This is a genomic window from Streptomyces iranensis (assembly GCF_017874715.1).
Taxonomy (GTDB): Bacteria; Actinomycetota; Actinomycetes; order Streptomycetales; family Streptomycetaceae; genus Streptomyces; species Streptomyces iranensis.
In genome coordinates this window covers 201,548-228,068 of the sequence record NZ_JAGGLR010000011.1, presented here as the reverse complement: position 1 = coordinate 228,068, position 26,521 = coordinate 201,548, and the positions used below count along the sequence as shown (strand labels likewise).

Here is a 26,521-nt window from a genome sequence, read left to right as displayed (position 1 = left end):
CACTGGCCGTGCTGACGTGCTGAACGTCGGGCTCACCAGATGTCCGGCGTCGGGATCGCCCGGCTGAAGTCGCCACCGCGCAGTGCGTCGGTGGGGATCGACCAGTGCATCCAGCCGCTGTCGCCGCCGATCCACCAGTCGTCCTGCCCGGACAGCTGAAGCAAGTGCTGGTAACGGCTCGAATCCTCGCCGTCCGGCGGCGTCGGCGAGGATCCCGTGGGGAACACCGGCCAGCCGAAGGCCATGTCCTCGGCGTGGAGCGCGTACGGCTGCTCCGACCAGCCGGGGAGCAGATCGGTGATGTCGTAGACGGGCATGTCGTCGACCACGGATCCGAGGTCGACCGTGTCCCAGGCCGGATCGAATGTGTCGGGGAAGGCGAACCCGGGTGAGGCCGTCCACGCGACCGGCTCGAAGACGCTCGACCGGGCCGGTGCGTCCGTCTCCACGGCGTGGGCGGAAGGGGCCGGGATGACCGCCCCCAGCCGCGGGTCGATCAAATCCAACTTGAGCAACAGTTCAAAGGCGGCGGGATCGCATCGCTCCGATTCGGAGTCGAGGGAGAAGAAGTTCAGCAGCCCCGTCCCAGCGGGGAGAAGGTCACCCAGCCAGGGGGCCAGGGCGTCCGTGTCGAGGACAGCGAGCAGGCTCAGCGGTACGCCCTCACAATCCGGCCACGGCGTACCCGGTTCGAGCATCGCCCGGCCGCCGAATCGACAGTGCCCGGCGGCCTCCCCCGGCCCGGCTTCGGCGACCGCCTGCGGTGAGCAGCGCGGCACGGACGTGGCGGCCAGTTCCTCGGCCACATCCCCGAGTCCAAGCTCCAGTTCCCCCGACGCTTCTCCTTACGTGGAGCCCGGGATCGTCGACGGTGCCCCGCACAGGGCGGCAACAATGCCTACCGTCGCTCCGGCGAGATGTCCGCCGCCGGCGCCAAGGACGCTGAAAAGGAAGCCGACCGCATCGAGCCCGTGCTCAAGCGACTATGGGGGCAGAAGAAGTGGGACCCCAAGAGCGTGCGCGCGGCACTACTTGAACTGGGGTACGAGGAGGAGCGGACCGGGCCGAAGGGAGAACGCCTCGGCGGGACGCTCACCGTACGGAAGATGTATCCGCGCTACGAGATCGACCACAACGTCACCCCCGAAGGCGCCCTGATAGGCCTTCGCGTCCATGACGATGCCTGCGTCACGGCGTTCGTGCAGAAGACCAACTTCGAGGTCAGGACCAACGGGCCATTCATGGAGAGCGGCTGTTTCGAGCCGCCCTACGGCCACTGAGAGACGGTGCGGGGCACGTTCGGTGAGGCTCCCCGCTCCGCGGCCTGGGCCGGCCCCGCGCGTCGGTCGGCAGGCTGGGCGATGACAAGTTCGCCGTCGTGCCGCCTCTCCCCCGCGGCCGCCGACCAGTCCGCCTTTCGAGTGAATAAGGAGGCATACCCACCGTATGAGCAAGCCGTCGGCCAAATAGTGAGCAAGGCAGCCGGACACGAATCTCCGGTCGCGCCCGAACACGACAGCCCACGGATCGAAGAAGGGTGACAACAATGCGCACGGAGGCCACCAAGCGGGTCACACACGTCTTCTCCCTCTTCGACGCCAATGGCAACGGCGTCCTCGAAGCCGATGACTTCGACTTCATGGCGAACAACGTCATCGAGGCCGCGCCCGACGCGGACGAGGCGGCGAAGGACGCGATGCGCACGGGGTTCCACCAGTACTGGACGACCCTGGCCAGGGAGTTGGACGCCAACGACGACGGCAAGATCAGTTACGAAGAGTATGTGGCCTGCGTGCTTTCGCCCGAGCGCTTCGACTCGACGATCGGCGTGTTCGCCGAAGCGCTCGCCGCGCTCGGCGACCCGGACGGCGATGGACTCATCGAACGCCCCGCGTTCGTCGCGTTGATGAGGGCGATCGGCTTCAAGCGCGCGAACATCGACGCACTCTTCGACGCCTTCGACCCCTCAGACCTGGACCGGATCCAGGTGGCCATCTGGGTTGCCGGGATCAAGGACTACTACGCCCCGGACAAGGCGGGCATCCCGGGCGACCTCCTGGTCCCGGGCACGGCGGTCTGACCACGGGAACCGACGGCGAAGTCCGTGCGCGCCGCACTGGCGGGCGCAGACGGGCCGGTGCGTCTTCAGCGCAGGAGTAGCGCAGGAGTGCAGACAGGCACTCGATCAGCAGCCCGCCGCGGTGAGCCATTCCGTGATGGTCGCGATGGCCCGCGTATGCAGCTCGGGGGCTGCCTCGGATGCCGACCGGCGGAGTTCCGCTGGGTGGATGTCTGCCGCAGCGAGGGCTTCGGCGTGTCCGACGAGCCATCTCTCGATGTCCTGTGCGGGCGTCTCCAGGTGGAACTGCAGGGCGAGGATCTGTGTGCCGAGCGCGAAGGCCTGGTGCGGGCAGGTCGGAGTGTCGGCCAGGAGCTGTGCGTTCTCGGGGATGCCGAACATGTCGTTGTGCCAGTGCAGTACCGGCACTCCTGCCAGGTGGCGGAGCGGGGAAGCCGCCCCTTCCGGGGTGAGTCTCACCGGGGCATAGCCGATCTCTCGTGCCGCGCCGGGAGTGACCTGCGCGCCCAGCGCACGGGCCAGCAACTGCGCGCCGAGGCAGATTCCCAGCGTCGCCGACCCGTCGGCCAGCCGGGTGCGCAATGCGGCCAGTTCGTCGGCCAGGAACGGATAGCGGTCGGCGTCGTTGGCACCGACCGGGCCTCCGAGCACCACCACCAGCTCGGCCGCCCGGACCGGAGCGGTGTCGACCGGCTGGGTGGCGACGTCCAGGTAGCGCGTCAGGTAGCCGCGCTCGTGCAGCAACGGTTCGAGAAGGCCGAGGTCCTCGAAACCGAGGTGCTGGATGACCAGTGCCGTCCGGCTCGGTGAGGTGTCCGCGATATCTGTGGGCATGGCCGCTTTCCTCTCGGGTGGCCGGCGGGTCATGTGCGCAGGTAGGACGCGCCGTTGAGGTCGACGACGGTTCCCGAGGTCCAGGCCGCCGCGGGAGACGCCAGGAAGTGGACCGTGGCGGCGATCTCAGTCGGGGTGCCGACTCTGCCGAACGGGCTCTCCCCCCGCAGCCGCTCGCCTTCCGGTCCGGACAGCTTTGTGGCCTGCCGCTCGGTGGCCACGAAACCCGGCGCGACCGAGGTGACGGCGATGCCGTGCGGGGCCAGCGCTACGGACAGCGACTGGCCGAGGGCGTGCAGTGCGGCTTTGGTCGCCCCGTAGGCCGGGAAATCCGGTTCTCCTCGGAACGCACCGCGTGAGCCGATGTTCACTATCGCTCCGCCCGCGCCGCGGTCGATGAGGTGGCGGGCGACGGCCCAGCTCAGGTCGGCCGCGCCGAGCAGGTTGACCTGGACCATGCGGCGCCAGATCCGCTGCCAGTCGGCCAACGGCGTGTCCGGGATCGAGTGCCGAGTGTCTGCCGTGGGCGCGACGGCCGCGTTGTTCACCAGCACATCCACAACGCCCAGCGCGGTCACCGCCTCGGCTGCCAGCCGCTCGGCCGCGTCGGGCTCGCCCAGGTCCGCCTGGAGCAATGCGTGTCCTTCGCCCGGCAGCTGCCGCAGGGTCTCTTCGGCGTCCGAGCGGCGGCCGGCGTACTGAATCGCGACGCGGTCGCCGCCTTCGGCGAAGGCCAGCGCGACTGCCCGGCCGATACCACGCGAACCGCCGCTCACGAGTACGCCCCTCATCGGGCGAACACCACGCAGGCTCGACGCCCGGCCGTGGAAGTGGCGGCGGCGGCCGGATCGTCGACTGGGACGGCCAGGTGCATGGCGGGTCGGTGGGACATTGTGGGGCCTCTCCGGTGGGCTCGCTGACCGGAACAGCATGCTCAGGCTGATGTTCTAATGTCAACATTGGGACATCAGCGAAGCGGAACGACTGGCGTCGGAGATGTCTTGATGTCAACATCGAGCTCATGTCATCCGCACTGCCGAAGGCCCCCCGTCGCGGGCTGGCCGACGAAGCCGCCGACCTGGTGCGAGCGGCCATCTTCTCCGGACACTTCCCGCCCGGGGCCGCGCTGCGCGAGGTGGAGCTGGCCGCGCACCTCGACGTGAGCCGGGGCTCGGTCCGCGAGGGTCTGGCGCAACTGGAACGAGAGGGGCTGGTCCGCAGTGGCTGGCACCGGGGCACCACCGTCATCGACGTGACAGCACAGGACGTGGAGGAGGTCTACACGCTGCGCGCCGCGCTGGACCGGCTGGCCGCGACCACCGCGCGGCGTACCGCCACATCTGAGCAGTTGTCCCGGCTGGACCAGCTGATCGCCGACATGGCAGCCGAGATCGCCGGAACCGCCGACACCCGCCGCCTGGTCACGCTGGACATCGCCTTCCACGACCAGATCTACACCGCCGCGGGGAACGGCAGGCTGACGACCGCCTGGCAGGCCATCCGCTCACAGCTGCACCTCTTCCAGCTGCGCCGCGCGGACGCGGGCTACGACCACTACCGCGCCCGCGTGGTCGACGAGCACCGGGAACTGGCCGCGCTGCTGCGCTCCGGGGACCGCCGCACGCTGGCCCGTCTGGCCGAGGAACACGTGGACTCCGCGCGCCGCAGCCTGCTGGCCGGACTGCCGGACTGAACCGGGCCCGCGACTAAGGGGCGTGCCCCGCACTGGCGTGCCGTGGCACGGCGCTGTTCGTCATTACCGTCAGCCGCTGACCAACTTCCGGAACTTGCGCACCAGCTTGACGACGCCCCAGACGACGAGGCATCCCAGGATCAGCAGGAACAGGATCGCCTGCCACAGGGGCATCTTCTTCTTGCCGGTGGACGAACTGCCGTCGTTGCCGCTCGAGGAGTAGCCGCCGCTCCTCGACTTCTTCTTGTAGCCACCGCTCTTGCTCACACCACCGCCGCTCTTGCTCACGCCACCACCGCCGCCGCTGCCACCGCCTCGCGTCGACGACAGCGCGACGTGCGAGACGGAGTCACGCGCCGGCGCCGCCTGGGCCGTGGCGGGCGCCGCTGCGAGCAGGGCGCCGATCAGGAGGAGTGTGGTTGCCAAACGCATGAGTGATCCCCGTGATGGTAGGTCGGAAAGCCAATCGCGCCAGGGCGCAGCGTCGCACCCTAGATCATGGATTGGTGCTGTCGAAACCCGGGTTCTGGTCCACTCCAAGCCGACCGGCGTTGATGCCGTCGGACACCAGTACTGAGGCCAGGCTCCGCGGCGGGCGCGGGCTAGACTTCCGTCGTGGTGGAAGGGGCTTGGTGAGCTGTGCGCGGACGGCTGTCTGAGGCGGGTGCGGACTCCGCGACGCGCGGTTCCGCGACCTTGCGCGACGTGGCCGCGCTCGCCGGTGTCTCGGTGAGCACGGTGTCGAACGTGGCCCGCGGCCGCGGGAACGTCCGGGAGGAGACCCGGCAGCGGGTGCAGGACGCGATCGACGAGCTCGGGTACCGCCCCAACCTGGCCGCGCGGCGGCTGCGTTCGGGGCGCTCCCATGTGCTGGGGCTCGCCCTGCCGAGTGTCACGGTGCCGTACTTCCGCGAATTCGCCGACTCCGTGCTGCGCGAGGCCCAGGAGCACGGAATGTCCGTGCGCATCACGCAGACGCACGGCGACGTGCGGCGCGAGCGCGGTGTCTGTGACGATCCGTACCTGAGGCACGTGGACGGAATCCTGCTCGTTCCCGTCGCGCTCGGCCAGGAGGACATGCGGGCGCTGACGGTGACGAAGCCGCTGATCGTGGCCACGGCGTCGTTCACCGCGGGCCGTGTCGACTCCTTCGACACGGACCGGTTCGAGGCGGCGCGCACGGTCGTGGCCCATCTCGTCACGGGCGGGCGGCGCCGCATCGCCGCCCTGGCCCCGGGTGAGGCGCTGCCGGCGGAGAGCGACGAGCGCTATCTCGGGTACGTCGCAGGTCTGCGCGACGCCGGGCTGCCGGTGAGCCGCCGCCGGGTGGTGAGCACGGAGACCGTCACGTTCGCTGCGGGCGCCGGCGCGGTGCGGACGCTCGTGGAGCGGGCGCCGGAGACGGACGCCGTGTTCGCACTCGGCGACGCGCTGGCCCTGGGCGCGCTCCGCGGTCTGCGGGACGCGGGGCGCACCGTGCCGGGGGACATCGCCGTGGTCGGGTTCGGCAATGTCGCGCAGGCCGCCTACTGCGCTCCCACCCTCACCACCGTCGACCCGGGGCGGGAGGAGATGGCACACCGCGCCGTCTCGCTCCTGGCGGAACGCGCGAAGGCGCGGACGACCGGCGCGGTGCTCCCCGAACCGGGACACCACACGGTCGGGTTCCGCCTTGTCGAACGGGAGTCGAGCGCCGTTGCCAGTGAATGAGCCGGAGTCGTCCGGTGGCCGGCCGACGGTGGTGCGCATGCGCGACGTGGCCGCCGCCGTCGGTGTGTCCGTCAAGACCGTGTCCAACGTCGTCAATGCCACCGGGCAGGTGAACGAGGCGACGGTCCGAGCCGTGCGCGCCGCGGTCGAGGAGCTCGGCTACCGCCCCAACCCCCTGGCCCGCGGCCTCAATTCGAGGGCGACGGACACGGTGACGCTCGCCCTGCCGGGCCTCGGGTACGGCTACTGCGCGCCCCTCGCCGCCGCGGTCTTCGATCTCGCGGAGGCCGAGGGCATCAGCGTCGTGATGGAGCCCACCGGGGGCGACCGCGAGCGGGAGCTGGAGGTGCTGCGCAATCGCGGGGGCCTCTCGGACGGCGTGCTGCTGATGCCGGCCGCGATCACCGCGCGGGACCTGGGGGACCTGCCGTCCCCCGGCCCCGCGGTGCTGATCGGATCGCGCCGGGTGGAGGGCCCCTTCGACAGCGTCACGTCGCGGGACACCGTCGCGGCCGAGGCCGCCGTGCGGCTGCTGCTCGACCGTGGCGCCTCGCGCGTCGTGCTGCTGGGCGGTGAGCGGAAGGCAGGCGGCGACAGCGCGGCCGCCCTGCGCACCGACGGATACCGGCGCGCGCTGACGGCGGCGGGGCGGACGCCCGACCCGTCTCTCGTCGTGGAGACGTCACAGTCCTCCCGGCACGACGGGCATGTGGCGATCGCTCAACTTCTGACCCGGCTTCCGGGCGGGGAAACGCCGTTCGACGCGGTGCTCGCGCTCGAGGAGCCGCTCGCGCACGGGGCGTTGCACGCCCTGCGCGGGGCGGGGCGGGACGTACCGGGGCAGGTCCAGGTCGTCGCGTTCGGCAACGACGAGGACGCGGAGTACTCCTCCCCCGGCCTGACGACCGTCCGGGCGGATGTCCGCACGATGGCCCGGCGCGCGCTCGACCTGCTCACGGCGCGGGTCCGGGAGGGCGCGCGCCCGCGGAGCCAGGTCGAGGTGCCGCTCACCATAACCGAACGCGAGTCAACATTTTCCTAACGTCCGGTCATTGACGGCGAACGTCACGCGGTCCTAACGTCCACCGCAATGCAACGGTTACCGTAACCGTTGGAATCCTCAGTGGAGCCGCTGTATGCCAAGGCCAGACCCACCTCGGATCGCCCCCGCCGCGCGCCGTACCGTACTCGCCGGCTTCCTCGGCTCGACCTTCGAGTGGTTCGACTTCGGGCTCTACGGAACCACCGCGGCACTCGTCTTCGGCCAGGTCTTCTTCCCGGCGCAGAGCAGCGCGATCGGCTCCCTGCTGGCCCTTACGACGACCGCCGTCGGGTTCTTCGCCAGGCCCATCGGCGGCCTCGTCTTCGGGCACTTCGGCGACCGGGTCGGCCGCAAGAAGCTCCTGATTCTCACGATGCTGCTCATGGGCATCCCGACGTTCATGATCGGCCTGCTGCCCGGTTACGCCACGATCGGCGCGGCCGCCCCCGTCATCCTGCTGTTCCTGCGCGTACTGCAGGGCATCGGCCTCGGCGGCGAGTACGCCGGTGCCGCGCTCGCCACGATCGAGTCGGTGCCGAAGGAGCGGCGCGGCTTCTTCGGCTCCATCCCGCAGCTCGGCAACCCCGTGGGCGGCATCTTCAGCAGCGGGCTCGTGCTGCTGTGCACCTGGCTCTCCTCGGACACGCAGTACGAGGACTGGGTGTGGCGGGTCCCGTTCCTGCTCAGCGGAATCCTGCTCGTCTACACCCTCATGGTGCGCACGCGCCTCGCCGAGAGCGGGGACTTCATACGCCTTCAGAAGAAGCGCGGGGTGGAGAAGGCGCCGCTGATCACGCTGCTGCGCGACCACTGGGCGCCGCTGCTCCTCGCGCTGGGCGCGCGCTCGGCCGATGCCATCACCGGCAATGTCGTCGGGCCCGTGGTGACGGCGTACATCGTCACCTACCTGCACCGGAGCGACAGCATCGGGATCGTCGGAACGATGATCCCGAGCATCATCTGCCTGCCGCTGATGCTCTACCTCGGCAGGCTCGGTGACCGGTTCGGGGTGCGCCGCACCTTCGTGTGGAGCGTGCTGTCGATGGCCGTGACCACCTTCCCCCTGTTCGCCCTGCTGCGGACCGGGACGCTCTTCTGGATGGTGCTCGGGATCACGATCTTCCGGCTGTGCAACTCGGCCCAATTCGCCGTCCAGAGCACGTTCTTGGCCGAGCTGTTCCCCACCGAGGTCCGCTATACGGCGGTGTCGTTCGTCTACCAGGTCGGCTCGATCCTCGGCGGTCTCACCCCGCCGGTCGCGTACGCCATGCTCGTGGCGTCCGACGGCTCGCCGTGGTGGCTGGCCCTCGCCGTGGTCGTCTCGGTCCTGTTCAGTACGGCCTGCGCGGCCGTCATCGGCCTGCGGTTCTCCCACGCCGGCCCCCGTATCACCGACGGCCCGTCGACCGACGGCGCCGCCCTCGCCGAAAGGACCACTCGAGCGTGACCGCGCGCCACCGGCCCGACATCGTCCTCGTCCTGACCGACCAGCACCGTGCCGACGTCAGCGCCCGTGAGGGATTCCCGCTGGACACCACGCCGTTCCTCGACGAGCTGGGGCGCTCCGGGGCCTGGTTCGACCGCGCCTACACGACCTCACCGCTGTGCTGCCCCGCGCGCACCAGCCTGATGACCGGACGGTTCCCCAGCGCGCACCGCGTCACCCAGAACCCGGCGCGTCCGCTCGCGGTCCGCGACGCCGATCTCTTCAGTGAGGCCCGCGCCGCCGGTTACGCCACGGCGATGATCGGCAAGAACCACACCTATCTCGACGCCTCGTCCGTGGACCACTGGGTCGAGTTCATGCATGACGGCCAGGTGACCACTCCGTCAAAGGCGTTGAACAAGGAGTTCGACAAGTGGCTGGCGGCGCTGCGGCACCGCACCCACGAGAAGCCGACGCCGTTCCCGGTCGAGGCCCAGAACCCGCACCGCATCGTCGACGAGGCGCTGGCCTGGGCCGCCGGTGTCCCGGAGGGCCGGCCGTTCCTGCTGACGGTGTCCATCCCCGAGCCGCACAATCCGTATCAGGTGCCCGATCCCTACTTCTCGCTGTTCCCCGAGGAGTCGCTGCCGCCGACCCGCACCGGGGCCGAGGTGCTGGAGGGGAAGTCCTTCCCCTGGCGGTATCTGCGCAGCCTGGGCGAGCGCGCGGTGGCCGACTACGAGGGAGCCATCGCCCCGTCGCGTTCCAACTACTTCGGCATGCTGCGGCTCATCGACGACGAACTGCGGCGTCTGCTCACCGGGCTGGAGAGCCGGCACCGGGTACGCGAACGCGTCGTCGTCGCCACCGCGGACCACGGCGACTTCGCGGGCGAGTACGGACTGGTGCGCAAGGGCGCGGAGATCCCGGACATCCTGGCCAGAGTCCCCCTGGTCGTCAACGGGGACGCGGTGCGGCCCTCCACCTCCGGCGCGCCGCGTCCGGAGCACGTCTCGCTCGCGGACCTCATGCCCACACTCTGCGAGGCGATGGGGCGCGAGCTGCCCGACGGGGTGCAGGGGCGCAGCCTGTGGCCGCTGCTGACCGGACGGCCCTGTCCGGCGGAGGAGTTCAGCAGCTCTTACGTGGAGCAGGGCATGGGAGGACTCCCGTACGGCCCCGAGGACGTGGCCGGCCAGATGCCCGGACTCATCTTCGACGGCCCGGACGGCGAGCCCCGCTGGGACGAGCTCAACGCGGCCACGCAGAGCGGACGCCGCCGCAAGGTCCGCAGCGGGGACTGGACCCTGTACGCCGACGTCGTCGGGGACTTCCGCCTGTACAACCTGCGCGAGGACCCGCTGGAACTGGTGGACCGCTGGTCGGATCCGGCGGCCGCCGACGAACGGGTCAGGCTGCTGTCCCTGCTGGCCGTGTGGCAGATGCGGGCCGAGGACCCGCTGCCGACGGTCCCCGACGGCTACCGGCTCAAGCGGGACCCCCGCAACCACCTCGCTCCCTACCGGCATTCCGAGGGAAAGGGACAATCCTCATGAGACAGCGACGACACCCGCGTACCGGAAGAAGCGCAAGAGCCGGAGGAGCCGGAGGAGCCGGAGGAGCCGGAGGAGCCGGAGGAGCCCGGTGGCTTCTGGGGCTCCTCCTCGCCCTGCTGCTGACGGCCATGAGCACCGCCGTCCAGCCGCTCTCCGCGGCGGCGAACGACCCGGGCGCCAGCTTCTACACCAGAGCGTCGGGCAATGAGTTCCTCGCCTACTCCCGCATCATCCGCCTCCAGCACAGCGGTTCCGCCAACGGAACGCTCATCGGCACCTTCGAGCACGCGACCAAGGACGGCACCGCGTCCGACTTCGTCATCCGCACCTCGAAGGACGACGGCAGGACGTGGAAGACGCTCACGACGCTGGACGACCCGCTGGAAGGCGAGAACCACCCGTCGGACCAGTTCTGGCAGCCGTTCCTCTTCGAACTCCCCCGGAAGATGGGCGAGTTCCCGGCCGGCACCCTGCTGCTGGCCGGCAACATCGCGCCCAGCGAGAAGGTCCGTACCGACTTCGTGCTGTGGCGGAGCACGGACCACGGGGCGCACTGGACCTTCCAGTCGATCCTGCAGACCGGTGGCGGCAGCATCGGCGCACCTCATGGCGGATCCGGAGTCTGGGAGCCGTTCCTGACCGTCGATGGCGCCGGCCGTCTGGCCATGTACTTCTCCGACGAACGGCGCGAGCCCGAGTACGCCCAGATCATCGCCCACGTGGTGTCGGGCGACGGCGGTGTCACCTGGAGCGCACACCCCGACGGCTCCACGAACTTCGCGCCCGGACTCGTCGTCGACGTCCGGAGCGACGTGGACACCGACCGTCCGGGGATGCCGACCGTCGCCACGCTCCCGGACGGGCGGATGGTCATGGCGTACGAGATCTGCGGCGAGGGCCGCAACTGCGAGGCCCATACGAAGACGTCCACCGACGGGGGTGCGACCTGGGGCACCGGACCATCGGATCTCGGGACCATGGCCGTCACGTCCGACGGCCGGTACCTCGGGAGCAGCCCGTACATCGTGTGGAGCCCGGCGGGCGGTCCTTCCGGACAGCTGATGCTGACCGGGATGCGGACCCGCTTCACGGGGACGAACGCCTTCAGTCCCGAGGACCGGCAGGCCGTCTTCATCAACGACCCCGACGCCTCCGGGCCCTGGTCCTGGACCCCCGCGCCCTTCGGACCCGTCGCCGACCCCGCCCAGAACTGCAGCACCAGCTACAGCCCGCACCTGCTCCTGGACGCCTCCGGCAGGACGGTCCGCTTCACCACGGCCACCGCCACCGGGCCGACCGGCTGTATGGAGGCCACCGCGGTGGCCAACACCGGAGTCCTGCCCTACTCCGACACCTTCGCGAAGGGGATGTCCGGCTGGGTCGACTACGGGGGCTGCTGGGCGACGTCGGACAGCGTCCTGTCCGAGACGTGTGGTGGCACCGGCGGGAACAAGTCGATCACGGGTTCCACCGGGTGGACCGACTACCGCCTGGCGGGCGATGTACGCATCGACGGCGGAGCCCAGGCCGGATTCGTCGTGCGGGCGTCCGACCCGGGCAAGGGGGCCGACGCGCTCGACGGCTACTACATCGGTGTGTCCTCGCGGCGGATCGTCCTCGGCAGGCAGAACGGTGCCTGGAAGGAGCTGGCACGGACGGCCATCCCCGGCGGCCTGTCCACCGGGACCTGGTACCACCTGACGGTGAAGGCCGTGGGCTGCACCCTCACGGTGACCGGCAGTCCCTCGGGCTCCTCCGCCACTCCGGTCGGCTTCGCCTACAGGGATCCGGACTGTTCCTTCACCCGGGGCGCGGTCGGGGTACGCGACCAGGCCGGGACCGCGAGTTGGCGGCATATGACCGTCACCAGGAGCGGCTGAGCGCCCGTGCGCCGAGGGACCGTCCTTCGTCCGGCGGTCCCTCGGCCCGGATCGGCGAATAGGGCGAATAAGCGGCCCGGCTCAGCGAAAAAGCTGTTGGCGCCCGCCGTTCGTGGACTCCCGGGCGCGCAGCCAGTGCGGAGCCGTGTGCACCTCGAACGGCAGGGGCACCTCCGAGCGGATGCGGGCCGCCAGGCACTTCACAGCGAGCGAGGCGATCGCCGCCTTGTCGGGGACCACGGACGTCAGTGACGGCGTGCTGTAGAGCGCCTCGTCGGAGCCGTCGATACTCGCCACGGCGACGTCGTCCGGGATGTGCGACCCCGCTTCGAACAGGGCCCGCTGGGCCCCGACCGCCAGCAGGTCGCTGAAGCAGAAGACCGCGTCCGGCCGCACGCCGACCGGCAGGGCGGCGAGAGCGCGCATCGCCAGCAGGCCGTTGCGCCGGTCGAACTCCTTGATGGAGGGCGCGAGCCGGGGGTCGTACGTCACCCCGGCTTCGTGCAGGGCGAGCTGGAAACCTTCCAGACGCTGACGGCTGGTCGCCGACGCCTGGCGGTCCACGCCGATGGCGGCGATCCGGGTACGGCCGAGGCCGGCCAGGTGCGCGGTGGCCTCGCGCGCGGCCGCGACGTTGTCGATCAGGACGTGGTCGGCCCCCACCTGGTCGCGCTCGTAGCTGCGCTCGCCGAGCAGGACCAGCGGGAACTCGCTGGCCACGGCGGCGAGTTCGTCGGGCGAGACACCCAGAGGCGACAGGATCACACCGTCCAGCAGTGACGCGCCGACACCGGTCGCCAGGCGCAGTTCCTCCGTCGCGTCGCCCGATGTCTCCTCGATCAGGACGGTCAGGCCCAGCTGCGCGGCCTCGGCCCGTACATGCTGGGCGAGCTCGGCGAAGTACGGCGTGGCCAGATCCGGGACGGCGAGGCCGATCAGGCCGCTGTGCCCGGTGCGCAGGCGGCGGGCCGACGGGTTGGGCCGGTAGCCGAGCTCGTGCACGGCCTTCAGTACGCGCTTCCGCGTGGCCTCGGACACGCGGGGAGCATTGCGTACAACGTTGGACACGGTCTTGATCGAGACCCCTGCCCGCTCCGCCACGTCCTTGAGTGTCACCGCGGTCACTGACCGAACCTCCTCACCTGTGTTTCTCCGCATTATGCATCGGATCCAGCGGGCTGTCAGCGCCGGGGCGGCCCGGAAACCCGTTCCTGACGAGGGGTTGACCGTGGCGAGATTTCGCGGTTACAACGTTGGAACCAATCGATAGCAAGCGGTTGCTGCCAGGGGCCTCACACGGGCGGCCGACGACCGTCCGTCGGACGGTCCGGGCCGCCCGCCCGTGCCCACGGCGCCGCGCTCACCACCCACCTCAGAAAAGGGTCCGCATGTCTTCGCACCGCTCCACCACCCCACTGCGCACAGCCGTGGTCGGCACCGGAGGCATCGCGCGCTCCAGCCACCTGCCCGCGCTGCGGACGCTGGCCGACGCGGGCGAGGTGGAGATCGTCGCCGCCGTCGACGTCGACATGCACGCGGTACGCGCCTTCACCACCGGCGCCGGGATCCCCTACGCCTCGACGGACCTCGACGCGACCCTGGCCGAACTGCGTCCGGACCTCGTGGTGCTGTGCACCCCGCCCGCCGTGCACCGCGGCCAGGCGGTGGCCGCGCTGCGGGCGGGCGCCTGGGTGTGGTGCGAGAAGCCGCCGTGCCCGTCCCTCGCCGACTTCGACGCGATCGAGGCCGCCGAGCAGGCCGGGGACGCGGGACCGTACGCCTCGATCGTCTTCCAGCACCGCTTCGGCTCCGGCGCACGCCAGGTACGGCGACTCCTGCGGGAGGGGGCGTTCGGCCGCCCGCTCGTCGCGCACTGCTCGACGACCTGGTACCGGGACGCCGCCTACTACTCCGTTCCGTGGCGCGGGCGGTGGGCGACCGAGGGCGGCGGACCCGCCATGGGGCACGGCATCCACCAGACGGATCTGCTGCTCGACCTGATGGGTCCCTGGAGCGAGGTGCGGGGGATGGCGGCGCGGCTCGTGCACGACGTGGAGACCGAGGACGTGTCCACGGCACAGGTGCGGTTCGCGAGCGGTGCCGTGGCCACCGTGGTCAACAGCGTGCTCAGCCCGGACGAGGTCAGCCGCATCCGCGTCGACTGCGAGCTCGCCACGATCGAGCTGACCCATCTGTACGGCTACCGCAACGCCGACTGGCGCATCACCGCGGCCCCCGGCGTCCCCGAGGAGACGGTGGCGGCCTGGCGCGACTTCGGTACGGACGAGCCGAGTTCGCACCTGGCCCAACTCCGCGCCCTCGTGGCCGACATCAGGGCCGGACGGCGCCACGCCACCAGCGGCGCGGGCGGGCGTCAGACGCTCGAGTTCATCACCGCCCTGTACAAGTCCGCGTTCACCGACACCCCGGTCCGCGCGGGGGAGATCGGACCCGGCGACCCCTACTACACCGAGCTGCACGGCGGCGCCCAGGGCTGGGCCCCCGCCACCCCAGCCAAGGAAGAGGCCCCCGTATGACGCTCGCACCGACCCGCCCGAGCCGCCGGGCCGTCCTCGCCGCGGCCGCCGTCGGCCTCAGTACGGCCCTGACCTCCACGCTCTCCGGCTGCTCCGCCGCGAGCGGCAGCACCTCAGGCGGCGTCACCCTCACGTTCTCCTGGTGGGGGAACGACGACCGTGCCGCGCGTACCGAGAAGGCGGTACATCTCTTCGAGAAGGAGCACCCGGACGTCACCGTCCGCACATCCAATGGTGAATTCGGCGCCTATCTGCAGAAGCTGGCCACCCAAGCCGCGGGCGGCGGAATTCCCGACGTGGTCCAGCTCGACTACCGGCAGATCTCCCAGTACGCCGGCGGCGAAGCGCTCAGGCCACTGGACCACGTCATCAAGTCCAGGACGATCCGCACATCCGAGATGGACAAGGGCCTGCTGCGCACCGGCACCTACGAGGGCGGGCAGTACGCCCTGCCCATGGGCCGTGGCATCACCGGATACGCCTACGACTCCGCCGTCTACAAGAAGGCCGGAGTCCCCACGCCCCAGCCGAGTTGGACCTGGCAGGACTGGGGGAAGGCCAACAAGAAGATCGCCGCCCTGGGTCTGAAGTCCCCCGACGGACGCCCCTACACGGGCTCCAACGACGGCGGCGACAACGAGGACGTCTTCGAGACCTGGCTGCGCGGCCGGGGCGGGAAGCTCTACGCCAGTCAGACCGAACTCGGCTTCACCGAGGACGACTTGACGGCCTTCTGGTCGTTCCGCGACCGGCTCCGCAGGGAGGGCGCCATCGCCCAGGCCGCGGACACCGTCCAGGCCAAGAGCACCGAGACCAGCCCCATCGGCCGCCACCTCGCGGCCGCCGACTTCACCTGGGACGCGCCGTTCCCCGGGTACACGAGCCTGCTCGGCGAGGACATCCACTTCGCGCCCGTGCCCACGACCGGCGGCCACCAGGGCGCGTACTTCAAGCCGAGCATGCTCCTCGGCGTCGGTGCGAACAGCAAGCACCCCAAGGAGGCGGCCCAGTTGATCGACTTCCTCCTCAATGACCCACGGGCGGGCGACATCCTCGGCTTCTCCCGCTCCACCCCGCCGAACCGCGAGATCGCCGCCCGGGTCGCCAAGACGCTCAAGGGACCGGAGCGGGAGATCTACGACTACGCGCAGACGATGGAGAAGTACGGCCTGGACGACCCGCCGACCGCACCGCCGCCCGGCGACCTCGCGATCCAGAGGGCGTTCAAACGGGGCTACCAACGCGTGATATACGGCATGGCCACCCCGCGGCAGGCGGCGCGCGAACTCATCGACGAGGCGAACCGGGAACTGAGTTCATGAGCACGGTGTCGACGACGAGGGCGCCCGCGCGCGCCGACCGCACGACGGATCCGCGCCCGGACAAGAGGAAGCGGCGCCCGGTCCGTGAACGGCAGTGGCCCGCCTATGTGTTTCTCTCCCCGTGGATGATCGGCGCGGTCGTGCTGACCCTGGTGCCGATGGCCGTGTCGCTGTACCTGTCGTTCACGGACTACAACCTGTTCGACCCGCCGCACTGGGTGGGCCTGCGCAACTACGAGGAGATGCTGTTCGAGGATCCGCGCTACTGGCGGTCGGTCGGCACCACGATGCTGTACGTCGTCGTGGCCGTCCCGCTGAAGCTGGGCCTCGCCCTCGGCGTGGCGATGCTTCTGAAGAACCTCGGCCGGGGCCGGGGCTTCTACCGCTCCGCGTTCTACGCGCCGTCGCTGCTCGGGGCGAGCATGTCCATCGCCCTGGTGTGGAAGGCGCTGTTCAACGACGGCGGCACGGTCCCCGACGTCCTGGGCGCGGTCGGCATCGACACCGGCGGCTGGGTCGGCGACCCCACCCTCGCGGTGTACGCGGTCGTCCTGCTGACGGTCTGGCAGTTCGGCGCACCCATGGTGATCTTCCTGGCGGGCCTCCAGCAGATCTCGCCCGACCTCTACGAGGCCGCGGCGCTCGACGGCGCGGGCCGCTGGCGGCAGTTCGTGTCCATCACCGTGCCGATGCTGTCCCCGGTCGTCTTCTTCAACCTGGTCCTCGAGGTCATCAACTCGTTCCAGGTCTTCACCCCGGCCTTCGCCATCAGCGGCGGCGACGGCGGACCCGCGGACTCCACGATGTTCTACACGCTCTACCTGTACGAGCGCGGTTTCACGGCCTCGCACATGGGCTACGCCGCGGCGATGGCCTGGCTGCTGCTCATCGCCATCGGCGCGATCACCCTGATCCTCTTCCGGACGTCCCGGTCCTGGGTCTTCTACGCGGACGAGGAGGGACGATGAACATCGCCACGAAGCGGTGGCTGCCGCACACCGTCGCGGCCGTGTGCCTGCTGGTCCTGCTGTACCCCCTGGCCTGGCTGCTCGCCACGTCGCTCAAACCGGCCGACGAGGTGGTGACGAGCCTCGACCTGTGGCCCAGCCACCTGGAGTGGTCGAACTACACGACCGCCCTGGACGGGGTCTCCGGCGTCACCGTCACACGCCTGCTCGGCAACACTCTGCTGATCGCGGTGGGTGCCGTCGTCGGCAACGTCCTGTCCTGCTCACTGGCCGCCTACGCCTTCGCCCGGCTGCGCTTCCGCATGAGCAAGGTGATGTTCGCCTTCATGGTGGCGACGCTGATGCTGCCGCACCACGTCGTACTGATCCCGCAGTACATCATCTTCAACCGCCTTGGCCTGGTCGACAGTTACTGGCCGCTGATCCTGCCGAAGTTCCTGGCCACCGAGGCGTTCTTCGTCTTCCTCGTCGTCCAGTTCATGCGCGGGCTGCCGCGCGAGCTGGAGGAGTCCGCCCGGATCGACGGCTGCGGTCCCTTCCGCACATACTGGTCGATCACACTGCCGCTGACCCGTCCCGCGCTGATCACCACGGCCATCTTCACGTTCATCTGGACGTGGAACGACTTCTTCACGCAGATGATCTATCTCTTCGCGCCGGAGAAGTTCACCATCACGCTCGCCCTGCGCAGCTTCGTCGACCAGTCCAGCACCTCCGCGTACGGCCCCATGTTCGCCATGTCGGTGATCTCCGTGCTGCCGATCGTGCTGTTCTTCTTCGTCTTCCAGCGCTATCTCGTGCAGGGCATGGCCACGTCCGGACTGAAGGGGTGAGGCACACCATGGCCCACGCACCGACCGCGCCCCGGCGCGAGCGCCGGGAACCCGGAGAGGTCTTCGGCTCCGGTTTCACCCTCTTCGCCGACATGCTGCTCGTCTCCCTGCTCACCAGCGCCGCCTGCCTGCCGGTCGTCACGGCCCCGGCCGCGTTCGCCGCCGCGTCCGCGACGCTCCGGCAGGCCGCGGGCAACAGCGTCCAGGTCACAGCCGGTACGTACGGGGCTCACCTCCGTGCCCACCTGTCCGCGCGTTCGGCGGCCCTCGGTCTGGTGCCGCCGCTGCTCGCGGTGGTCGTCCTGATCGATGCCGCGCTGATACGCGCCGCGCTGCCCGGAGCGGCCGTCATGGCGCCCGCCCTCGCGCTGCTCGTCCTGGGCGCCACGGTCGTGGCGCTGCGGGCGACCGCGCTCGAGACACCGCACCTGCTGTCCGCACGCGAGGCGCTGCTCCGCTCGGCCGCGGACCCGCGCGGCAGTCTTCTCCTGACCGGTGGGGTGATCCTCGGCGGGCTGCTGGCCTGGTCGATTCCGCTGCTGATTCCGCTGTTGCCGGGACCGCTGGCGTTCGCCGCCACGGTCGTGGACCTCCGCTCCCCAGCGGACGCCCTGGAGAACTGAACGGCAGCGCGGCACCTCTCCATCCCCCACCCACGCACCACATCACCGGAGCTCACGCATGCCCTATCCGCACCTGGACGCCGCAGACCATCCGAGGCCGCAGCTGATCCGCGATCCCGACTGGCGCGACCTCGGCGGTCCCTGGCAGTTCGCCCACGACGACGAGGACCGCGGCCGCGCCGACCGGTGGATGGACCCGGCGACCTCCGCACCGTTCACCGGCACCGTCACCGTGCCCTATCCGCCCGAGTCCGCGGCCTCGGGCGTGGCGGACACCGGCTTCCACCCCGTGCTCTGGTACCGGCGCACGGTCGACGTGCCCCGGCCGGCCGCCGGACGGCGACTCCTGCTGCACTTCGGTGCGGTCGACCACCGGGCCGAGGTCTGGCTGAACGGCCGCCTGGTGGGACGTCACGAGGGCGGGCACACCAGCTTCAGCTGCGATCTGACCGACGCCGTCGACCGGGACGGCGAGCAGACAGTCGTCGTCCGCGCCGAGGACCAGCCGCTCGACGCCGCCCAGCCACGCGGCAAACAGGACTGGCGCCGGGATCCGCATGTCATCTGGTACCACCGCACCTCCGGGATCTGGCAGCCGGTGTGGCTGGAAGAGGTCCCGGCCGAGCACATCACGCTTCTGCACTGGACCCCCGAGGTCGCCCACGCCCGCGTCCGCTGCCGGCTGCGCCTGGGCCACTGGCCGCAGCGCCCGCTCACCGTGACGGTCCGCCTCATACGGGGCGAGCGGGTGCTCGCCGAGCAGCGGACGCTGTTCGAGGGCCAGGAGACGGAGTTCGACGTCGCGGTGCCCGCCCTGCGCCACGGACAGGACCTCGACGACCTGCTCTGGAGTCCGGAGCGGCCTCAACTCGTCGACGCGGTGGTGGAGTTGCGTGACGCGGCCGATGACACACCGGTCGACCGCGTCACGTCCTACCTCGGCCTGCGCGACATCGGCTGGGACGACGGCGTCTTCCTCCTCAACCACAAGCCGTACTTCCTCCGGTTCGCGCTCCAGCAGGGCTACTGGCCCGCTTCGCATCTGTCGGCCTCGGCCGGCGAATTGCGCCGCGACGTCGAACTGGCGAAGGAGATCGGCCTCAACGGGCTGCGCGTCCACCAGAAGATCGAGGACCCGCGCTTCCTGTACTGGGCCGACCGGCTCGGGCTGCTGCTGTGGGAGGAGATGCCGTCGGCGTACGCGTTCGGCGCGCAGACCGTCGAGCGCGTGGTCGCCGAATGGACCGAAGCCGTCTCCCGCGATCTCAGCCACCCCTCGATCGTCGCCTGGGTCCCGATCAACGAGTCCTGGTCCGTGCCGAACCCGGCGCTCGTCCCCGCACAGCGCCACTTCATGGACGCTCTCTACCATCTGACCAAGGCCCTCGACCCCTCCCGCCCCGCCGTCTCGAACGAGGGCTGGGAGATCTCCGCCGCCGACATCTGGGGCGTCCACGACTACACCCAGCACGGGGACGTACTGCGCGAGCGCTACGGCCACGCCTCGCTGCGGCAGGGCGACATCGCCGAGCAGTGGCCCGGCGCCAAACGCCTGACCCTGGACGGCGTCCGCCACCAAGGGCAGCCGGTCGTCCTCAGCGAGTTCGGCGGCGCCACCTTCGAACCGGCGGAGGGCGCCGAGTGGTTCGGCTACGACACCGTCGCCACGAAGGAGGACTTCGCCGAACGCCTCGCCGACCTGGTGGCCGCCGCGGTGGACTCCGGGCTCGCGGGCTTCTGCTACACGCAGTTCACCGACACGGAACAGGAGACCAACGGCCTGCTCACACCGGACCGCCGGCCGAAGATCCCCCCGGCCGAACTGCGCCGAATTCTCACCCGACCCCCTGTATAGCGTGTCTCGTTCTTCCGTAGAGGAGAAACCGCAATGGCACGATCCGAGTACAGCCGTCGCCGAGTGCTCCAGGCATCCGCGCTCGCCCTCGCCTCGGTGCTGAGCCCATGGAGCACGGCAGCCGGCTTCGCCGCGTCGGCGGGCATCCCCGATGAGGACGGCTACGATCTATGGCTGCGCTACCGCCCCACTACGGATCCCCGGCGGCTCGAGGAGTACCGGAAGGCCCTGGCCGGTCTGGCGCGTCAGGGCGAGGGCGGCGTCATGGGGAACGCCGAGCTGGAGCTGCGGCGGGCCGTCGAGGGCTGCACCGGCAGCGCACCGGCCCGGGTTCCCGCCGATCGGGCCTCGGTTGTCATCGGCACGGTGGACGAGTCGCCGGTCGTGCGATCCCAGGTGAGTCCCGATCGGCTGGCCCGGATCGGTGAGCAGGGGTTCGTGATCGAGATGACGGGCACGCCGGGCGGGCGGCGACGGCTGGTCATCGGGGCCCACAGCGATCGGGGCGTGCTGGCCGGGGTCTTCCATCTCATCCGTCTGCTGCAGCTCGAGCGTCCACTGCACGGGCTGTCGGTCCTGCAGAAGCCGCGGACCGCACTGCGCATGATGAATCACTGGGACAACTTCGACGGGTCGATCGAGCGTGGCTACGCAGGCACTTCGATCTTCGAGTGGGACAAGCTGCCGGACATCTCCGACCGGGTCGTCGACTATGCGCGGTCCATGGCGTCGATCGGCATCAACGCTTCGGTGCTCAACAACGTGAACGCCAGTGCCGACTTCATCACCAGCGGGATGCTGACCAGACTCGGCCCCCTGGCGGCACTTCTCCACTCGTGGGGGATCTCGACCTGGCTGTCCGTCAACTACGCCAGCCCGATGATCCTGACCGCGGACGACGCCGATCCGATCACGACGGCCGATCCCGCCGATCGACGGGTCCAGCGGTGGTGGCGGGACAAGAGCGCCGAAGTCTTCAAGAGCCTGCCCGGCTTCGGTGGGTTCCTGGTGAAGGCGAACTCGGAGGGGCAGCCCGGCCCGCTCGACTACGGACGCACCCATGCCGAGGGCGCGAACATGCTGGCCCGCACGGTCGCACCGCACGACGGGCAGATCGTCTGGCGCAGCTTCGTCCACGAGGACTTCGGCGACTGGGCGGAGTACCAGTACCGGGTGTTCGCCCCGCTGGACGGCACGTTCGACGACAACGTCATCCTGCAGACCAAGTACGGGCCGATCGACTTCCAGATCCGCGAGCCCGTACACCCCCTGTTCGGCGCGATGCGCCAGACGAACCAGATGCTGGAACTCCAGCTCACGCAGGAGTACACGGGTCACGAGATCCACACCACCTATCTGGCTCCGCTGTGGCGGGAGGTGCTGACCTTCCCGACGCGGGGGCCCGGCACCGGACCGACCGTCGCCGACATCCTCTCTGACGGCGATGGACGCGCGCCGCGGGCGGGCATCGCCGGGGTCAGCAACTTCGGCAACGCCCGCAATTGGACCGGCTATCTGCTGGGAGCGGCGAACACCTACGCCTTCGGCGGGCTGTGCTGGAACCCGGACGCCGATCCCCGGGAGCTGGCCGCGGAGTGGGCCGCGCGGACCTTCGGCCACGACGGCACGGTCACCGAGACCGTGGCCGACATCCTGATGCACTCGCGCCGCACGTACGAGGACTACACCTCGCCGCTGGGGATGGGCTATCTCACCGACCCCGGTGGCGACCATCTCGACCCGAGCCCGCTGAGCACCCTCTTCCAGTCACACCACTCCACGACCGAGGGCACCGGGTTCGACCGCACCGAGGCGACCGGCAGCGGCTTCACCGGGCTCTACCCGCGGCCGTGGCAGAAGCGCTACGAGTCCACGGCGACCTGCCCCGACGACCTGCTGCTGTTCATGCACTGGGTGCCGTACGACCATCGGCTGCGGTCGGGCAAGACGGTCATCCAGCACATCTACGATACGCACTTCACCGGGGTCGACCGCGTCGGCCGGTTCCTCGCCGAGTGGAGCGAACTGTCCGGGGAGGTCGACCGGCAGCGCCATGCCGCCATCGAGGCGGGCTTCGAGGCCCAGCGGAAGCACGCGACGTTCTGGCGCGACACGGTGGTCGGATTCTTCTTCGACAGGAGCCGCGTCGTCGACGCGAAGCGGGAATGGCTGCAAGCGGCGCTGAACGGCTCGCGGGTGCTGCTCGGCGGTCGGCCGAACCTCTTGCCGGTCACCGTCACCAACGCCTCGGCGCGGGATCGCGACCTCACGGTCGTACTGCGGCCACCGTCGGCGGACTGGCACACCGAGCCCGCCGAACAGTCCGCGGCCGCCGCCGCGACCGCGGAGTTCGAGCTGCCGGTCACACCCCCCTTGCCGGGCACCGTCGCCGCCCTGGACCTGGACGTGGCGCCGAAGCTCACCCGGCTCGACGGCCGGCCGCCGTCCCTGGTCGTCGCCCCCGATGGCGGGCGCTGCCTCATGGCGCTCAACGCCGGTCCACGGAACGGGACTTCGATGCCCGGCTACGACGCGCTGAACCCTGAGTCGGCCTGGTCCGCGCCGGTGGGCCACGGCTGGGTCGGCGCCGCCCCGTCGGCCAGGGACCGCGGTGGCGAGCCCCTGCTGCGCGACCATCTCTGGCACAACTCGTCCCGGGTGCTGCGCGTCGCCCTGCCGGCCGGCAAGCACACCGGGTACGCGCTGGTCGGTGACACCGGCGCCACGGCCTCGCCCACCCGGATCGCGGTGGACGGCGCCACCGCCGCCACCAGTCCGAAGCAGCCCGGCGGAACCTTCACCTGGCTGGAGCTCCCCCTCGACGGAGGTGCCACCGGCCGCACCACTGACATCACGTTCACGGGCGTGGGCGGCCCCTGGCGGCTGTCCGCGTTCGCCATCACGGATCCGGCCGCCCCGGCACCGTCCCTGGTAGTGCTGAGGGCGGCGGCGGATCCGGTGTGGTGGACGGGCCGGGCCAACCCGGTCACGGTGCTGGTACGCAATACCGGACCCAAGGACCGCGACGTCACCGCCCGGCTGGTCACCCCCGACGGCTGGTCCGGCACCGAGCGGACCGTGACCGTCGCCGCCGGAGCCGAGCGAGAGCTGACGGTCACCGCGACCCCGGTGGCCACTCCGGGATTCGCCACCGTCGAGATCCGGCTCAGCAGCGGCGACGAGGAGGTCGAGCGCGGCCGGTCGGTGTCCGTGGTCACCACGCCGCACCCCGATGACGCGGCCACGGCGTTCGACGCCGGCCCGCCGTCCAGCCCGCTGCTGACCGGGTACACCAGACTGTCGCCCGAGGACGACTACACCGACGACCGCGGCTTCGGCTGGGTCGGCGACCGGCCGATCACCCGCGACCGGGGCAACGCCGACGATCTGCGCCGCGACATCGTCATGCAGAAGGGCAAGCCCAGCGTCCTGCGCATCCCGGTGCCGGCCGGCAAGCACACGGTGTGGGTGCTCACCGGCGACTCCCTCACCGATTCGGGTGTCACCACCATCTCCGAGGACGGCACGGTCCTCGGACGCTCCGGCGACGACAGCCTGCCCAGCCGGGCCTTCGTCTGGTTCTCCTTCGGCCTCGACGGCGGCGCGGACGGGCGCACCGCCGACCTGGAAATCACCGGCTCGAAGCTGAACGGCCTCTGGCGCGTCGCGGCCCTGGTCGTCGTCTGAGCCCACCCCCGCGCCGTACGCCCACCGGTTCCTCCGGGCGCGGCCCGCGACCCGGCATCTCCGCTGTCTCAGGCATCTCTGACACCTCCGGCATCCACGAAGGAGAGCTCCCCACATGGCATCGAAGTCAGCACGATTCCCCGCGGTCCGGGGCAGACCCGGCGTCGTCCTCCTCGCCCTGCTCATGGTCCTCGGCCTCGGCAGCGCGCATCCCGGACCGGCCGCGGCCGATCCCGCCGATCCGCCCGGGACGTACCAGAACCCCGTGATGGACGAGGTCGCGGACGCCTTCTCCGACCCATCGATCATCCGGGGCAAGGACGGCTACTGGTACGCCTACGCGACCCAGACCAGCATGCGCCGGGACAACCAGGGAGGCCCGTGGGAGTCGCAGCACTTCATGCCGATCACGCGATCGGCCGACCTCGTCAACTGGACCTACGTCGGTGACGTCTTCGGACCCGACAACCACCCGGAATGGCGCGACTTCAAGAGCACCTACTACTGGGCCCCGGACATCCGGTACCTCAACGGCAAGTACTACCTCTACTATTCGGTCGCCGGAGACGACAAGAACACCATCGCGCTGGCCACCGCGGACCACCCGGCCGGTCCGTGGAAGGACATCGGCCACCCCGTGCTGCCGTACGGGACGACGGTCAATCAGATCGATCCGTCGGTGTTCCTCGACTCCGACGGCCAGAAGTACCTCTACTACGGCTCGTTCCGCGACGGCGGCATCCAGGCGGTGCGCCTCAACGAGGAGGGCACCGCGCCGGTCGGCACTCCGGTACAGGTGGTCGGCGCCCGGCGCGGCGAGGCCGCGTACGCGGTGAAGCGGGACGGCTGGTACTACCTGTTCTACTCCGGCCTGGGCTGCTGTGCCCGTGACAAGGGCGCCTATCCGGTGTTCGTCGGGCGGGCCAAGGACCCGATGGGCCCGTTCACCGACGCCGAGGGGGTCGGCCTCGCCGACCTGCACCCCGGTGGCACGATCGTCAACGCGCCGAACGGCAACAAATGGGTCGCGACGGGCCACTCGGCGAACGTCGTCGACAAGTCCGGCCAGGACTGGATCCTCACCAACGGATTCGACCGCCACGAAAGCGATCCGAACTGGGGCGGACGGCCGGCCATGATGGACCGGCTCGACTGGATCGACGGCTGGCCGACCGTCCGCGCAGGCGCCTGGACCAGCGAGGACCGGCAGTCCGCGCCCATGGGCGGCTGGGGCTCGGGGAGCACCTTCGACGACGGCCTGGACGGCTTCGACATCCTCGGACACGGCTCGTGGACCACGGGTTCGGATCCCGACTCGGGACGCTATGCCCGCGGCCGGTCCCGGGCCGCGGCCCCGCAGCTGCTGCTGCCGCGGCGGGCCCCGGACGGCGATGTGAGGCTCGAGGCCGACGTCCGGCTGCGCGACGACGAAGGCCGGGTCGGCCTGGTCCTGGCATCCGCGGGCCGGTCCGACCACGCCGTGGCCTGGCTGGATTCCACCGGCACGCTCTCCGTCGAGGTCACCCGGGACCGGAAGGTGGTGCGGAAGCGGACCGCGCGGCTGCACGCGGACACCGATCCGCGGACCTGGCACTCGCTCACGGCCGAGATCCGCGACGGGGCGGCGCACGTACAGGTCAGCTCGGCCATGCTCGACATGCCGCTGGCCGAACTGACGGTGGACGTGCCAAAGGACTGGCGCCGCGGCGGTGTCGCCTCGACCCGCGGCGCCGGTGAGGCGGACAACGTCGGCGTGACCCGGCTCTACACGCCGGTGACCGTCAAACAGCCGGACCCCGGGGTCGGAGCCCGGCTGCCGGAGTACGACGAGGACTTCGACGACGACCGGCTGGACGGCTGGAAGTGGTTCGGCCCCGCCGACGGGAAGGTCGCCGACGGCCAGTACGTGTGGCCGACGCAGGATGCCGACTTCTCCGGCAAGGGGACAATGGCATCGGCGCTGCTTCGTGACGCTCCGACCGGCACCTACACGGTCGAGACCAAGCTGCGCTTCCCGATCAGCGACGCCCCCGACGGGCGCAGCCAGGCCGGGATCATCGCCTTCCGGAGCCCGGAGGACTCGATCCATCTGGCTCCGACACGGACCGGTCCATCACGGCAGGCTTTCCTGTGGATCGGCCGGGACCGTGACAGCTGGCCGGAGCTGCAGCTGGGCCCGTCGGCCGACACCATGTGGCTGCGGCTTCGCCATACCGTCGATCCGAAGACGGGCGAGCACAGATTCCAGCCGGCCACGAGTCGGGACGGTGAGCACTACATCTGGGGCGGGGTCTGGCATCTGCCCGCCGGCTCCGACCCGTCCATCGGCCTCGTCTCCCTGGCCGGTGAGGGAGTGACCGCGCGCTTCGACTACGTGCGCTTCTACTCCTGACGCCGTTCCCGCCGCCCCTTCCGGGTGTGCTTGTCTGGACTCATGTCACAGCGGGAAGTGCCTCTGAAGCCTGTCCGGCCCAC

Annotated in this window: 21 protein-coding genes; 16 read left to right on the top strand and 5 right to left on the bottom strand. The window is 70.4% G+C overall.

Features of this window, described 5'->3' with window-relative positions:
* Positions 1-32: 32 nt before the first annotated feature.
* The gene (locus J2Z30_RS21615; protein ID WP_044566743.1) at positions 33-806 is read right to left on the bottom strand and encodes a DUF1963 domain-containing protein; all 774 of its coding nucleotides are present in this window, start codon (positions 804-806) and stop codon (positions 33-35) included.
* A gap of 111 nt (positions 807-917) precedes the next feature.
* On the opposite strand from J2Z30_RS21615, the gene J2Z30_RS21610 reads away from it, so the two are divergent.
* Both J2Z30_RS21610 and J2Z30_RS21605 read left to right on the top strand, forming a co-directional pair.
* Positions 918-1,280 (top strand): hypothetical protein, encoded by a 363-nt coding sequence (locus J2Z30_RS21610; RefSeq protein WP_245388261.1) that lies wholly within the window; start codon positions 918-920, stop codon positions 1,278-1,280.
* Between the two features lie 266 nt (positions 1,281-1,546).
* A complete protein-coding gene (locus J2Z30_RS21605; protein WP_044566745.1) occupies positions 1,547-2,080 on the top strand; it encodes an EF-hand domain-containing protein in 534 nt (177 codons plus the stop codon).
* A gap of 105 nt (positions 2,081-2,185) precedes the next feature.
* On the opposite strand, the gene J2Z30_RS21600 is transcribed toward J2Z30_RS21605, so the two are convergent.
* Positions 2,186-2,914: a glutamine amidotransferase gene (locus tag J2Z30_RS21600; protein ID WP_044566747.1), complete on the bottom strand. Its 729-nt coding sequence runs from the start codon at positions 2,912-2,914 to the stop codon at positions 2,186-2,188.
* A 29-nt stretch (positions 2,915-2,943) separates the two neighbouring features.
* Positions 2,944-3,705 carry an SDR family NAD(P)-dependent oxidoreductase gene (locus J2Z30_RS21595; RefSeq protein ID WP_044566749.1) on the bottom strand — a complete coding sequence of 254 codons (762 nt, stop codon included), beginning with the start codon at positions 3,703-3,705 and terminating at the stop codon, positions 2,944-2,946.
* Between the two features lie 230 nt (positions 3,706-3,935).
* Here J2Z30_RS21595 and J2Z30_RS21590 point away from each other — a divergent pair, with 230 nt between their 5' ends.
* Positions 3,936-4,607 (top strand): GntR family transcriptional regulator, encoded by a 672-nt coding sequence (locus tag J2Z30_RS21590; RefSeq protein ID WP_044566751.1) that lies wholly within the window; start codon positions 3,936-3,938, stop codon positions 4,605-4,607.
* Positions 4,608-4,676: 69 nt separating this feature from the next.
* Here J2Z30_RS21590 and J2Z30_RS21585 read toward each other — a convergent pair whose 3' ends face one another.
* The gene (locus tag J2Z30_RS21585) at positions 4,677-5,039 is read right to left on the bottom strand and encodes a hypothetical protein (protein ID WP_052701110.1); all 363 of its coding nucleotides are present in this window, start codon (positions 5,037-5,039) and stop codon (positions 4,677-4,679) included.
* A gap of 207 nt (positions 5,040-5,246) precedes the next feature.
* On the opposite strand from J2Z30_RS21585, the gene J2Z30_RS21580 reads away from it, so the two are divergent.
* The 5 genes from J2Z30_RS21580 to J2Z30_RS21560 all read left to right on the top strand — a co-directional run bounded on the left by J2Z30_RS21580 (position 5,247) and on the right by J2Z30_RS21560 (position 12,221).
* Positions 5,247-6,317, top strand: a complete 1,071-nt coding sequence (locus tag J2Z30_RS21580; protein WP_044566753.1) for a LacI family DNA-binding transcriptional regulator — start codon at positions 5,247-5,249, stop codon at positions 6,315-6,317.
* A 37-nt stretch (positions 6,318-6,354) separates the two neighbouring features.
* Complete coding sequence (locus J2Z30_RS21575; protein WP_044580687.1) at positions 6,355-7,359, top strand: LacI family DNA-binding transcriptional regulator; 1,005 nt, start codon at positions 6,355-6,357, stop codon at positions 7,357-7,359.
* A gap of 94 nt (positions 7,360-7,453) precedes the next feature.
* Complete coding sequence (locus tag J2Z30_RS21570) at positions 7,454-8,806, top strand: MFS transporter (protein ID WP_052701112.1); 1,353 nt, start codon at positions 7,454-7,456, stop codon at positions 8,804-8,806.
* On the top strand, positions 8,803-10,341 hold the full coding sequence (locus J2Z30_RS21565) for a sulfatase-like hydrolase/transferase (protein ID WP_044566755.1): 1,539 nt from the start codon (positions 8,803-8,805) through the stop codon (positions 10,339-10,341). The genes J2Z30_RS21570 and J2Z30_RS21565 overlap by 4 nt, the downstream gene beginning before the upstream one ends.
* Positions 10,342-10,469: 128 nt before the next feature.
* On the top strand, positions 10,470-12,221 hold the full coding sequence (locus J2Z30_RS21560; RefSeq protein WP_052701113.1) for a 3-keto-alpha-glucoside-1,2-lyase-like domain-containing protein: 1,752 nt from the start codon (positions 10,470-10,472) through the stop codon (positions 12,219-12,221).
* An 81-nt stretch (positions 12,222-12,302) separates the two neighbouring features.
* Here the strand turns inward: J2Z30_RS21560 and J2Z30_RS21555 are convergent, their stop codons facing one another.
* The gene (locus J2Z30_RS21555; protein WP_044566757.1) at positions 12,303-13,346 is read right to left on the bottom strand and encodes a LacI family DNA-binding transcriptional regulator; all 1,044 of its coding nucleotides are present in this window, start codon (positions 13,344-13,346) and stop codon (positions 12,303-12,305) included.
* Between the two features lie 263 nt (positions 13,347-13,609).
* On the opposite strand from J2Z30_RS21555, the gene J2Z30_RS21550 reads away from it, so the two are divergent.
* From J2Z30_RS21550 to J2Z30_RS21515, 8 genes are all read left to right on the top strand, one after another.
* On the top strand, positions 13,610-14,758 hold the full coding sequence (locus tag J2Z30_RS21550) for a Gfo/Idh/MocA family protein (protein ID WP_044566759.1): 1,149 nt from the start codon (positions 13,610-13,612) through the stop codon (positions 14,756-14,758).
* Entirely contained in the window at positions 14,755-16,080 is a 1,326-nt protein-coding gene (locus J2Z30_RS21545) for an ABC transporter substrate-binding protein (RefSeq protein ID WP_044566761.1), read from the top strand. Before J2Z30_RS21550 ends, J2Z30_RS21545 begins: the two co-directional genes overlap by 4 nt.
* The gene (locus J2Z30_RS21540; RefSeq protein WP_044566763.1) at positions 16,077-17,048 is read left to right on the top strand and encodes a carbohydrate ABC transporter permease; all 972 of its coding nucleotides are present in this window, start codon (positions 16,077-16,079) and stop codon (positions 17,046-17,048) included. Before J2Z30_RS21545 ends, J2Z30_RS21540 begins: the two co-directional genes overlap by 4 nt.
* Positions 17,045-17,881: a carbohydrate ABC transporter permease gene (locus J2Z30_RS21535; RefSeq protein WP_044566765.1), complete on the top strand. Its 837-nt coding sequence runs from the start codon at positions 17,045-17,047 to the stop codon at positions 17,879-17,881. Before J2Z30_RS21540 ends, J2Z30_RS21535 begins: the two co-directional genes overlap by 4 nt.
* Positions 17,882-17,889: 8 nt before the next feature.
* Positions 17,890-18,504 carry a hypothetical protein gene (locus tag J2Z30_RS21530; protein WP_044566767.1) on the top strand — a complete coding sequence of 205 codons (615 nt, stop codon included), beginning with the start codon at positions 17,890-17,892 and terminating at the stop codon, positions 18,502-18,504.
* Between the two features lie 58 nt (positions 18,505-18,562).
* A complete protein-coding gene (locus J2Z30_RS21525; protein ID WP_044566769.1) occupies positions 18,563-20,359 on the top strand; it encodes a glycoside hydrolase family 2 in 1,797 nt (598 codons plus the stop codon).
* Positions 20,360-20,392: 33 nt separating this feature from the next.
* Complete coding sequence (locus J2Z30_RS21520; protein WP_052701115.1) at positions 20,393-24,046, top strand: alpha-glucuronidase family glycosyl hydrolase; 3,654 nt, start codon at positions 20,393-20,395, stop codon at positions 24,044-24,046.
* Between the two features lie 115 nt (positions 24,047-24,161).
* On the top strand, positions 24,162-26,438 hold the full coding sequence (locus J2Z30_RS21515; protein ID WP_044566771.1) for a glycoside hydrolase family 43 protein: 2,277 nt from the start codon (positions 24,162-24,164) through the stop codon (positions 26,436-26,438).
* Positions 26,439-26,521: the final 83 nt, after the last annotated feature.

Bases quoted from the DNA above. Each gene is read 5' to 3' on its own strand.
- J2Z30_RS21520 (WP_052701115.1), top strand. From the start codon at position 20,393: ATGGCACGATCCGAGTACAGCCGTCGCCGAGTGCTCCAGGCATCCGCG.
- J2Z30_RS21600 (WP_044566747.1), bottom strand. From the start codon at position 2,914: ATGCCCACAGATATCGCGGACACCTCACCGAGCCGGACGGCACTGGTC.
- J2Z30_RS21525 (WP_044566769.1), top strand. From the start codon at position 18,563: ATGCCCTATCCGCACCTGGACGCCGCAGACCATCCGAGGCCGCAGCTG.
- J2Z30_RS21530 (WP_044566767.1), top strand. From the start codon at position 17,890: ATGGCCCACGCACCGACCGCGCCCCGGCGCGAGCGCCGGGAACCCGGA.
- J2Z30_RS21595 (WP_044566749.1), bottom strand. From the start codon at position 3,705: ATGAGGGGCGTACTCGTGAGCGGCGGTTCGCGTGGTATCGGCCGGGCA.
- J2Z30_RS21535 (WP_044566765.1), top strand. From the start codon at position 17,045: ATGAACATCGCCACGAAGCGGTGGCTGCCGCACACCGTCGCGGCCGTG.
- J2Z30_RS21575 (WP_044580687.1), top strand. From the start codon at position 6,355: ATGCGCGACGTGGCCGCCGCCGTCGGTGTGTCCGTCAAGACCGTGTCC.
- J2Z30_RS21605 (WP_044566745.1), top strand. From the start codon at position 1,547: ATGCGCACGGAGGCCACCAAGCGGGTCACACACGTCTTCTCCCTCTTC.
- J2Z30_RS21540 (WP_044566763.1), top strand. From the start codon at position 16,077: ATGAGCACGGTGTCGACGACGAGGGCGCCCGCGCGCGCCGACCGCACG.
- J2Z30_RS21610 (WP_245388261.1), top strand. From the start codon at position 918: ATGTCCGCCGCCGGCGCCAAGGACGCTGAAAAGGAAGCCGACCGCATC.
- J2Z30_RS21585 (WP_052701110.1), bottom strand. From the start codon at position 5,039: ATGCGTTTGGCAACCACACTCCTCCTGATCGGCGCCCTGCTCGCAGCG.
- J2Z30_RS21560 (WP_052701113.1), top strand. From the start codon at position 10,470: ATGAGCACCGCCGTCCAGCCGCTCTCCGCGGCGGCGAACGACCCGGGC.
- J2Z30_RS21570 (WP_052701112.1), top strand. From the start codon at position 7,454: ATGCCAAGGCCAGACCCACCTCGGATCGCCCCCGCCGCGCGCCGTACC.
- J2Z30_RS21590 (WP_044566751.1), top strand. From the start codon at position 3,936: ATGTCATCCGCACTGCCGAAGGCCCCCCGTCGCGGGCTGGCCGACGAA.
- J2Z30_RS21545 (WP_044566761.1), top strand. From the start codon at position 14,755: ATGACGCTCGCACCGACCCGCCCGAGCCGCCGGGCCGTCCTCGCCGCG.
- J2Z30_RS21515 (WP_044566771.1), top strand. From the start codon at position 24,162: ATGGCATCGAAGTCAGCACGATTCCCCGCGGTCCGGGGCAGACCCGGC.
- J2Z30_RS21550 (WP_044566759.1), top strand. From the start codon at position 13,610: ATGTCTTCGCACCGCTCCACCACCCCACTGCGCACAGCCGTGGTCGGC.